The organism is Novosphingobium sp. (genome assembly GCF_020852455.1).
Classification (GTDB): Bacteria; Pseudomonadota; Alphaproteobacteria; order Sphingomonadales; family Sphingomonadaceae; genus Novosphingobium.
Genome location: NZ_JADZAT010000016.1, coordinates 19,643 through 28,768 on the forward strand (window position 1 = coordinate 19,643; position 9,126 = coordinate 28,768).

A 9,126-nucleotide genomic window follows, 5' to 3' on the forward strand; every position below is an offset into this window, starting at 1 on the left:
GGGAAACCACGTGGTTTTACTCGGGTTCGGAGCAATAAGTCTAGGATTTCGGCGAGACTCGCAGCATCCGCTCTTCCAGCAGGACCCGGAAATCGCGCCGTGCATCGGCGATCAGCATGACAGTGGCGCAGGGGTCGGGGCGGTCCATATCGGGCCAGTAGATCACGCGAAAAGGCGCCAGTGACAGCTGGCGGTAGGTCCGGATTCCCAGCGCTTCCAGCTCTGGCGGGACAGGACCGCGCAGCGGATGCTCGGCCAGGCCCTCGATTGCGGCCACGATCCGGTCAAGCAGCGCCTCGGCTCCGTCCTGGCCTTCGCTGCCGCGCTGCCCCAGCCGCCGCCGATAGATGTCCAGCAGGTCGGCTTCGGCGCCGCGGGTCAGTTCGACCTTGGCCTTCACCGGGCCTTGGCACGGATGCGATCGGCCAGGCCTTTGACGGGCGCTGTTTCCCCGGCCGCCAGCTCATCACGGCCCAGCGCCAGCAGCTTGAGCAGGGCGAGCAGTTCCTGGGTCGCTTCGAAGCTGCCCAGATCCTGCAGCACGGCCTTGGCCTCGCCGTTCTGGGTGATCACCAGCGGCGGTGCGCCTTCGCCCAGTTCACGGATAATGTCTGCACTGTTGGCCTTGAGGTAGCTGATCGGCTTGACGCGTTCATGCAGGCCCACGATGACTCTCCGGACTGAATTTGATCCGAATATAGTCTGATTGGCCTTGGGTTACAAGCTCAGCACCAGTCCCGCCAGCGAAGCGCTCATCAGGTTGGCAAGGCTGCCGGCGGCCAGTGCCTTGAGTCCCAGCTTGGCGATGACCGGGCGCTGATTGGGCGCGAGGCCGCCGGTTACCGCCATCTGGATCGCGATCGAGCTGAAGTTCGAAAAGCCGCACAGCGCGATGGTGGTGACCGCCAGCGCGATCGGCGAGAAGGTGGCCTTGAGGTCCTTGAGCTCGCCAAAGGCGATGAATTCATTCAGCACCAGTTTGGTGCCGAACAGGCTGCCGGCCTGTCCGGCCTCGCTCCACGGCACGCCGACCAGGTTCATCACCGGGGCAAAGATCCAGCCCACGATCTGCTGGAACGACAGGTCGGGATGTCCGGCCAGCGATCCGATTCCGCCGATCAGGCCGTTGAGCAGCGCCATCAGCGCCACGAAGGCCAGCACCATTGCGCCAACCGCCACGGCCAGCTTGACCCCGGTCTGCGCGCCTTCGGCGGCGGCCATGATGATGTTGGCGGGCTTTTCCTCGCCGAACTGGATTTCGCCTTCAACCTCGGGTTCCTTGCCCAGGTCCTCGGGATTGTCGGGCTGCATCAGCTTGGCCATCAGGATCCCGCCCGGCGCCGACATGAAGCTGGCGGTGATCAGGTAGGGGAGCAGCGCCCGTGCGGCATCGTCGTTGCCCAGCGCGCTGACATAGCCGGCCAGGATCGTCCCGGCGACCCCGGCAAAGCCCACGGTCATGATCAGGAACAACTGCGAACGGGTCAGCCCGGCCAGGAACGGGCGGATCACCAGCGGGCTTTCGCTTTGCCCGACGAAGATGTTGGCCGCCGCGCCCAGCGATTCCACGCGTGACACCCCGGTGATTACCCGGATCCCGCCGCCGATCCATTTGATGATCAGCTGCATGATCCCCAGGTAATAGAGGATCGAGACCAGCGCCGCGAAGAAGATGATCGCAGGCAGCGCGCCGATCGCGAACGAATACTTGAACGGGGCTTCGGCCAGCGGACCGAACACGCCCTGGGTGCCGGCCTCGGAATAGCTGAGCAGCTTGAGGAAGCCCGATGACATGCCTTCCAGCACCATCCGCCCGGCCGGCACCTTGAGCGCCAGCACCGCGATCACCGCCTGCAGGGCAAAGGCCGCGGCCACCACGCGCAGGCGGATCGCCTTGCGGTTGGAAGAAAGCGCCACGCCCAGCAGGGCGATCAGGGCAATGCCCGCAAGACTGATGAGATTTGGCATAACGGACCCGTTCCCCCGGAATTGTGACGCCTTGGTAACCGCTTTGGCATGCGGGTCAATTCCTCACCCTCGGCATTCTGGGGAGGAATCGGCAGGCCACTTTCCCTCGCGCAAATCCCACGTTAAGCCCTGCCCATGCAGAACCAGACCATCGCGATGCCGCGTTCGCTTTTCATCTTTTCGCTGCTCTACGGCGGGCTGTGCGTGCTCGCCGGGGTGCTGGGAACCAAGCTGGCGGCGCTGGGCAACTGGCCCGTGCTGGGTGATCTGGCGGTGGAAAGCGGAATCTTCGCCTTCCTGCTGCTGGTGGTGATGAGCAGCGCGGTGGCCGAACTGTTCGGCCAGGATATGGCCAACAAGCTGGTGCGTTATGGCTTTGTGCCGCTGATCGTTTCGATGGTGCTGCTGACCGTGGTGATCTTTGCCGTTCCGCCGGCGCCGTTCTGGCACGATCAGGATGCCTTCGCCCGGCTGCTGGGCCAGGGCGCGCGGATGCAGTTTGCCGGGCTGATTTCCTATGGCACCTCGCAGACGCTTAACGTCTATCTGTTCTCGCGGCTGCTGGGCGGGCAGGGCAAGGCGCTGATCCTGCGGGCCTGGATTGCCAGCCTGCTTTCGCAGGTGGTTGATACGGTGATCTTCATCACCATCAGCTTCTACGGCCAAGACATGCCGATCATGCAGATCATGCAGGGCCAGATCGTGTCCAAGCTGGTGCTTTCGACGATCATGGTCCCGCCGGGGATCTGGCTGTTCGTGCAGCTGGGGCGCTGGCTTGATCGTAAGTAACCCTTCCCCCTCGATGGGGGAAGGTTACCAAGCCTTGGCGACGAAGGAGCCTAGGCGCGGTTGGATGAGCGTGATCGGACTGGCGGTGAAATCACCCCCATCCAACCCTCGCTAAGCGGCGAAGCCGCAAAGCTCCGGTATCCTTCCCCCATCAAGGGGGAAGGCGCCATGTTCAAAAACGCTTCAATTCTGCGCGGGGCGGGCTAAAGCGCCCCCACTATGTCCAATTCGCTCGATCCCGCACAGATGCAGGCGATGCTTGCCAAGGCTGAAACGCTGGTTGAGGCGCTGCCCTATCTGCAGCGCTATGCCGGGCGCACCTTCGTGGTCAAATACGGCGGCCACGCGATGGGCGATCCCGAGGCCGCACGCGATTTCGCCGAAGACGTGGTGCTGCTGAAGGCGATCGGGATCAATCCGGTGGTGGTCCATGGCGGCGGCCCGCAGATCGGTGCGATGCTGAAGAAGCTGGGGGTCGAGAGCCGGTTCGTCGATGGCCTGCGGGTGACCGACAAGGCCACCGCCGAAGTGGCCGAAATGGTCCTGTCGGGCGCGATCAACAAGGAACTGGTCGGCTGGATCTCGGCCGCCGGGGGCAAGGCACTGGGGATTTCGGGCAAGGACGGCGGGCTGGTTACCGCCAGCAAGGTTCAGCGCACCGCCAAGGATCCCGACAGCCAGATCGAACAGGCGGTCGATCTGGGCTTTGTGGGCGAGCCGACCGCGGTTGATACCAAGCTGATCGAAACTGCCTCGGCCGCCGGGATGATCCCGGTGATCGCGCCGATCGCGCCAGGGGCGGATGGCGCCACTTACAACATCAACGCCGATACCATGGCCGGGGCGATCGCCGCGGCGCTGGGCGCGGCGCGGCTGTTCCTGCTGACCGACGTGCCCGGCGTGCTTGACAAGGCCGGCGCGCTGATGACCGACCTGACCCCGGCCGATATCGCCCGGCTGCAACAGGATGGGACAATTTCGGGCGGGATGATCCCCAAGCTGGAAACCTGCATCCACGCGGTCGAGGCCGGGTGCGAGGCCGCGGTCGTGCTCGATGGCCGGGTGCCGCATGCCATGCTGCTCGAAGTGTTCACCGCGCGCGGGGCAGGCACGCTGATCCACGCCTGACCACCGGAAGATTTTCTTAAACCACCCGGCAGCTTTTTGCAGGGGATGCAACGGTTGCTCCCAGCCCCGGTGCTGGGCTAAGCGCTGCCATTCAAGAACCAGAGGATGGGTCCCGTGCTGTTTTACGCGCTTGTCGATATTGTCGGCTACCTGATCAACATCGTGGTGATGATGGTGATCATCCAGTTCGTGCTGAGCCTGCTGCTCAGCTTCAACGTGATCAACCCGAGCAACGATTTCGTCGCCGCGCTGTGGCGGTCGATCAACATGCTGCTTGAACCGATCCTCAAGCCGATCCGCCGGATCATGCCCGATACCGGCCCGATCGACTTTTCGCCGATGGTGCTGATCGTGCTGCTGACCGTGTTCCAGAAGATCCTGGTCACCCTTGCCGTGGCGAGCATGCAATGAGCGCCGCGGTAATCGACGGCAAGGCCTTTGCCGCCACCCTGCGCGCGCGGATTGCCGACTTTGCCGCCACCTTCGAGCAGAGCGCAGGCCGCAAGGCCGGTCTGGCGGTGGTGCTGGTGGGCGAGGATCCGGCCAGCCAGGTCTATGTCGCCTCGAAAGCCAAGCAGACCGTCGAATGCGGAATGGCCAGCTTTGAGCACCGGCTCCCGGCTGAAACCGGCCAGGCCGAGCTGATCGCGCTGGTCGATCAGCTCAACGCCGATCCCGCGGTTGACGGAATTCTGGTCCAGCTGCCGCTGCCGGCCCACCTCGACGAGCAGGCGGTGGTCGAACGGATCAGCCCCGACAAGGATGTGGACGGGCTGACCCCGATCAGCACCGGGCGTCTCGCGCTCGGTCTGCCGGGGCTGGTTCCCTGCACCCCGCTGGGCAGCCTGATGCTGCTGAAGGATCAGCTCGGCAGCCTTTCCGGGCTCAATGCGGTGGTGATCGGGCGTTCGATCCTGGTCGGCAAGCCGATGGCGCAGCTGCTGCTGGCCGAAAGCTGCACCGTGACGATCGCGCACAGCCGCACCAAAGACCTCGCCGATGTGGTGCGCCGCGCCGACATCGTGGTGGCGGCGGTCGGCCGTCCCGAAATGGTCAAGGGTGACTGGATCAAGCCCGGCGCGACCGTGATCGATGTTGGCATCAACCGCCTGCCGCCGGCCGAAGGCGCGGCCAAGGGGCGGCTGGTCGGCGATGTCGACTATGCCGAAGCCGCGCAGGTTGCGGGGGCGATCACCCCGGTTCCGGGCGGGGTCGGGCCGATGACCATCGCCGTGCTGCTGCGCAACGCGCTGGTCGCCGCGCACCGCAATGCCGGCGTGGCGCTGGCCGAAGGCGCGCTCTGACCGCGCTGGCGCTTGGCCCCGCACCACGCTAGCTTGCAGCGATGAGGAAACCGATTCTCTTTGTCGCAGCCGTGGCGCTGCTGGCCTCGCCCGCGTTTTCGCGCGAACGCAACGATCCGCGCGACGGGCTGGGCTATGCCAACCCCGGTGCGGTGGTGGCGGCCGAAGTGGCCTTTGCCAAGCTGGCCCAGGAAAAGGGCCAGTGGCCCGCGTTCCTTGCCACCGCGACCAAGGACGCGGTGATGTTCGCGCCGCAGCCGGTCTATGCGCAGGACTTCCTCAAGGGCAAACCCAACCCCGCGCTGGCGGTCAAGTGGCAGCCGCACCAGGTCTGGTCGAGCTGCGATGGCACGCTGGCGGTCACCCGCGGGGCCTGGCAGACGGGTGACAAGTCGGGCTATTTCACCACGGTCTGGCAGCGCCAGAAGAACGGCAGCTACAAGTGGCTGCTCGATCAGGGCGATGCCTTGCCGCTGCCGCTTGATGAGCCCGAGATGATCGTGTCCAAGGTGGCCGATTGCCCGGCCGGCTATCGCCCCGAACGCGCGCAGAAGCCCAAGGACTTCAAGGGCAAGCTGCCCCCGCTCGATCCTGCGCATCTGGCCGGGCGCTCGCTTGACGGGACGCTGAGCTGGGACGTGACGGTCAGCCCCGATGGCGCCCGGCGCTTCGTGGTGACCATGCTGGCCGATGGCAAGCCGGCCACGGTGCAGGACATCCAGGTGGAAGCGCCCGCCAAGTAATGCTCGACCTGTTCCTCTCGGCCTTTGTTACCCTGTTCGTGGTGATCGACCCGCCGGGCTGCGCGCCGATCTATGCCGGGCTGGTGCGCGATGCCAGTCGCAGCCAGTCGACCACCATGGCCTGGCGGGCCTGCCTGATCGCCACCGTGATCCTGGTGATCTTCGCCCTGTTTGGCGAGGACCTGCTGGGCGCGCTGCATATCGAGCTCAATTCGTTCCGCGTCGCGGGCGGGATCATGCTGTTCGTGATCGCGCTCGACATGGTCTTCGAAAAGCGCACCCAGCGGCGTGAGGAGCGCGCCGAAAAGGTTCGCGCCGAACATGCCGGAACCCCCGAGGTGGAGGACGTTTCGGTCTTCCCGATGGCCATGCCGATGATCGCCGGCCCCGGCTCGATCGCCACCATCATGCTGCTCACCGCCCGCGCGCAGGGGACCGAGCAGACCCTGGCGGTGCTGGGCGCGCTGGCCGCGGTGATGGTGCTGACCTTCCTTTCGCTCGCTGCCGCCGGGCCGCTGATGAAGCTGCTGGGCAAGCGGGTCGAGGCGGTGATCACCCGCCTGCTGGGCGTGCTGCTGGCGGCGCTCGCCGCGCAATATGTGATCGACGGGATCAAGGCGGTGCTGGGCGTGGCCCAGACTGCCGCCTGATCCGAAGCCTGATCCGTTCTACCGCAGGATGATGTTCACGATCGTGCGGGTCACCGCATCGACCACGAACACCCGGTCGTCACGATAGACATAGCGGTAGGCCGGATTGGCCTGATAACGCGAACGATAGAAGTCGGGCAGCGCGGCATAGGCCAGATACTGCGCGATCCAGCTGTCGGGCAGCTGGTCGCCCTTGCGCCATTGCCCCGGCGGCAGGCAGCCGGTGTGCTTCTTGGCCAGCCCCGGCGGGCACGGCCTGGCGCGCTTCAGCTTGACCTTGGCGGCTGGCGGCAGGGCATGGTGCGGCCTGGCGTGTTCGGCATGTTCGGCGTGATTGCCGTGCTGCGACCGGCCCTTGCCGGGTTCGGCAGCAGCGGCAGGCGACAGGGCGACCACCAGCACGGCGGCGCCCAGCGAAACGATCATTCGGGACATGGCTCGATCCTCCTGCGATCACTCACGAAGCCGCAGGTTAGGCCAATTTCACCCCGGGCAAAACCGGAAGAATCTTATTGCAGCGTGACCCGCCCCTCGTCGCTGTCGCGCCGGCCGAAGAACTGCATCAGCTGGACCAGCAGCTCGCAGCGCGCGGCGATCGTATCGGCTTCGAGCAGCGCCTGCTTGGCGGCGGCATCGAACGGGGCGATCTGGCTGACCCCGTCGATCAGTGACTGGTCGTCCAGCCGAGTCACCGCTTCCCAATCGACGGCATAGCCCTGGGCATCGGCAAAGCGCCGTGCCTCGCGCTCAAACCCGGCGCGCTCGATTGGCGACAGCGCGGGAAAGCTCTCCTCCGCGATCAGCTCGCCCTCGATCTGGCGGAACGGAGTGACCACTTCCAGTTCGCGCAGCAGGCGAAAGCGCGCCTCGCCTTCCAGCACCAGGTTGAAACGCCCGTCATCCAGCGCCTCGACCTCGCCGATCTTGCCCAGGCAGCCGATCGAATAGAGCGGGGCGCCCTCGCTTGCGCGTTGCGGCTGGATCATTCCGATCCGCCGGTCACGCGCCAGCGCATCCTTGACCAGCGCGCGATAGCGCGGCTCGAAGATGTGCAGCGGCAATTGCAGCCCCGGAAACAGGATCGCCCCGGGCAAGGGAAAGATCGAGATGCGCACCGCGCCGGACCGTCAGCCGAACAACAGCAGCGACAGCTTGCGGCGCTGGGCGGCGACCCAGGGGTCTTCCAGCCCGACCGCCTCGAAGATCTGCAGCAGCTTGGCCCGGGCCGCGCCGTCCTGCCATTCGCGGTCTTCTCCGATCATCGCCAGCAGCGCATCGCCGGCCGCGTCGCGTTCACCGGCGGCAAAGGCAGCTTCGGCATAGGCCAGCCGCGCTTCCATGTTGCCCGGCGCCTGCGCGGCGGCCTGCAATGCGGCCAGTTCCGAATTGTCGGGCTTGTTGCGGGCCAGTTCCAGCGCCGCGCGGGCCCGGGCGACATCGCCGTCCTGGGCCAGCTCGACCGGCAGCGCCGCCAGGATGCCATCGGCCTGCTCCAGCTCGCCCAGCAGGGCCAGGGCGCGCACCAGCCCGCCATAGGCCGCGCCGCTGGCCGGATCGATTTCGATGATCTGCGAAAAGATCGAACCGGCGCGGTCTCCATCGCCGTCCGCCAGCGCCTCTTCACCCATCGCCAGCAGCGGTGCCAGATCCTGCGCCGGGGCGCCGCCGGCCTTGATCGGCAGCTTGGCCAGCAACTGGTCGATCACCTGCTTGAGCTGCGATTCGCTGCGGGCATTGGTCAGGTCGGCCACCGGCTGGCCCTGGAACAGCGCATAGACCGTGGGGATCGAGCGCACCTGGAACTGCGCGGCGATGAACTGTTCCTCGTCAACATTGACCTTGGCCAGCACCACGCCCTTGTCAGCATAGTCGACCGCGATCTTTTCCAGCACCGGGGTCAGCGCCTTGCACGGGCCGCACCATTCGGCCCAGAAGTCGAGGATCACCAGGCTGGTCATCGATGGTTCGACCACCGTCTTGCGGAATCGATCGACCGCCTTCTGTTCGTCGAGGTTGAGGCCAAGGCTTGCCACGCGGGTACTCCAATCGCTTGAAAATGGTTCGCGCCCAATTTGGCCCTTCGTGGCCATTTGCCAAGGGATAATGCGCGTGAATGCAATTAACCCACTTTTCCCCTTGGCAAGGCCCAAAGCCGGTGCTAACCGCGCGCCTCACCCCGGCCCTGGGGCTTATGCAACACAGGGCGCAGGCGTTCGAGCGGGCGTAGCTCAGGGGTAGAGCACAACCTTGCCAAGGTTGGGGTCGAGGGTTCGAATCCCTTCGCCCGCTCCAGTTTTTCCCATTAAATTCAGTTAGTAATCGCCCCAAGTGGGCGGAGACTTACGCTTACAATGGGTCAGCACGCTTCCCCTGTAAGCACTCTGTAAGCACGACGGCCTGTGCATCAGATTCGATAAGATGTCAGAAGGCTGTCGATAGACTGGCTGGTTTTGGTCGATTGTAATTCCAGCTTTCCCAAGCATTCGCTTGGATCATATTCTGCAGCCTATCGTGGGACAGGCTCGAAGTGATTTGAGTTCTGGA

General features: G+C 65.2%; 12 protein-coding genes and 1 tRNA gene. 7 read left to right on the plus strand and 6 right to left on the minus strand.

Annotated features, from left to right (window positions below):
* Positions 1-40 precede the first annotated feature (40 nt).
* Genes IT549_RS08925 through IT549_RS08935 form a run of 3 tightly spaced genes read right to left on the minus strand, consistent with a single transcriptional unit; the run spans position 41 to position 1,968 of the window.
* Positions 41-400: a type II toxin-antitoxin system RelE/ParE family toxin gene (locus IT549_RS08925; RefSeq protein WP_292972178.1), complete on the minus strand. Its 360-nt coding sequence runs from the start codon at positions 398-400 to the stop codon at positions 41-43.
* On the minus strand, positions 397-666 hold the full coding sequence (locus IT549_RS08930) for a type II toxin-antitoxin system Phd/YefM family antitoxin (RefSeq protein ID WP_292972181.1): 270 nt from the start codon (positions 664-666) through the stop codon (positions 397-399). The genes IT549_RS08925 and IT549_RS08930 overlap by 4 nt, the downstream gene beginning before the upstream one ends.
* Positions 667-717: 51 nt before the next feature.
* Positions 718-1,968, minus strand: a complete 1,251-nt coding sequence (locus IT549_RS08935) for a nucleoside transporter C-terminal domain-containing protein (RefSeq protein ID WP_292972184.1) — start codon at positions 1,966-1,968, stop codon at positions 718-720.
* Positions 1,969-2,103: 135 nt separating this feature from the next.
* Between IT549_RS08935 and IT549_RS08940 the strand changes: the two genes are divergently transcribed.
* The 6 genes from IT549_RS08940 (at position 2,104) to IT549_RS08965 (ending at position 6,582) form a co-directional block, all read left to right on the plus strand.
* A complete protein-coding gene (locus IT549_RS08940) occupies positions 2,104-2,757 on the plus strand; it encodes a queuosine precursor transporter (RefSeq protein WP_292972186.1) in 654 nt (217 codons plus the stop codon).
* A gap of 219 nt (positions 2,758-2,976) precedes the next feature.
* On the plus strand, positions 2,977-3,885 hold the full coding sequence (gene argB / locus IT549_RS08945; RefSeq protein ID WP_292972189.1) for an acetylglutamate kinase: 909 nt from the start codon (positions 2,977-2,979) through the stop codon (positions 3,883-3,885).
* A gap of 114 nt (positions 3,886-3,999) precedes the next feature.
* The gene (locus IT549_RS08950; protein WP_292972192.1) at positions 4,000-4,296 is read left to right on the plus strand and encodes a YggT family protein; all 297 of its coding nucleotides are present in this window, start codon (positions 4,000-4,002) and stop codon (positions 4,294-4,296) included.
* The gene (folD, locus tag IT549_RS08955; protein WP_292972194.1) at positions 4,293-5,189 is read left to right on the plus strand and encodes a bifunctional methylenetetrahydrofolate dehydrogenase/methenyltetrahydrofolate cyclohydrolase FolD; all 897 of its coding nucleotides are present in this window, start codon (positions 4,293-4,295) and stop codon (positions 5,187-5,189) included. The genes IT549_RS08950 and folD overlap by 4 nt, the downstream gene beginning before the upstream one ends.
* Positions 5,190-5,230: 41 nt before the next feature.
* Positions 5,231-5,932 (plus strand): hypothetical protein, encoded by a 702-nt coding sequence (locus IT549_RS08960; protein WP_292972197.1) that lies wholly within the window; start codon positions 5,231-5,233, stop codon positions 5,930-5,932.
* The gene (locus tag IT549_RS08965) at positions 5,932-6,582 is read left to right on the plus strand and encodes a MarC family protein (RefSeq protein WP_292972200.1); all 651 of its coding nucleotides are present in this window, start codon (positions 5,932-5,934) and stop codon (positions 6,580-6,582) included. Before IT549_RS08960 ends, IT549_RS08965 begins: the two co-directional genes overlap by 1 nt.
* An 18-nt stretch (positions 6,583-6,600) precedes the next feature.
* Here the strand turns inward: IT549_RS08965 and IT549_RS08970 are convergent, their stop codons facing one another.
* The 3 genes from IT549_RS08970 to IT549_RS08980 form a co-directional block, all read right to left on the minus strand.
* Complete coding sequence (locus IT549_RS08970) at positions 6,601-7,017, minus strand: hypothetical protein (RefSeq protein WP_292972203.1); 417 nt, start codon at positions 7,015-7,017, stop codon at positions 6,601-6,603.
* Between the two features lie 74 nt (positions 7,018-7,091).
* A complete protein-coding gene (locus IT549_RS08975; protein WP_292972206.1) occupies positions 7,092-7,697 on the minus strand; it encodes an LON peptidase substrate-binding domain-containing protein in 606 nt (201 codons plus the stop codon).
* A gap of 12 nt (positions 7,698-7,709) precedes the next feature.
* The gene (locus IT549_RS08980; RefSeq protein ID WP_292972209.1) at positions 7,710-8,615 is read right to left on the minus strand and encodes a tetratricopeptide repeat protein; all 906 of its coding nucleotides are present in this window, start codon (positions 8,613-8,615) and stop codon (positions 7,710-7,712) included.
* A gap of 184 nt (positions 8,616-8,799) precedes the next feature.
* Between IT549_RS08980 and IT549_RS08985 the strand changes: the two genes are divergently transcribed.
* Positions 8,800-8,874 (plus strand) — tRNA-Gly (locus IT549_RS08985).
* Positions 8,875-9,126: the final 252 nt, after the last annotated feature.

Excerpts from the sequence above, each read along its gene's own strand:
- IT549_RS08965 (WP_292972200.1), top strand. The coding sequence starts at position 5,932 with ATGCTCGACCTGTTCCTCTCGGCCTTTGTTACCCTGTTCGTGGTGATC.
- IT549_RS08970 (WP_292972203.1), bottom strand. The coding sequence starts at position 7,017 with ATGTCCCGAATGATCGTTTCGCTGGGCGCCGCCGTGCTGGTGGTCGCC.
- IT549_RS08940 (WP_292972186.1), top strand. The coding sequence starts at position 2,104 with ATGCAGAACCAGACCATCGCGATGCCGCGTTCGCTTTTCATCTTTTCG.
- argB (WP_292972189.1), top strand. The coding sequence starts at position 2,977 with ATGTCCAATTCGCTCGATCCCGCACAGATGCAGGCGATGCTTGCCAAG.
- IT549_RS08935 (WP_292972184.1), bottom strand. The coding sequence starts at position 1,968 with ATGCCAAATCTCATCAGTCTTGCGGGCATTGCCCTGATCGCCCTGCTG.
- IT549_RS08960 (WP_292972197.1), top strand. The coding sequence starts at position 5,231 with ATGAGGAAACCGATTCTCTTTGTCGCAGCCGTGGCGCTGCTGGCCTCG.
- folD (WP_292972194.1), top strand. The coding sequence starts at position 4,293 with ATGAGCGCCGCGGTAATCGACGGCAAGGCCTTTGCCGCCACCCTGCGC.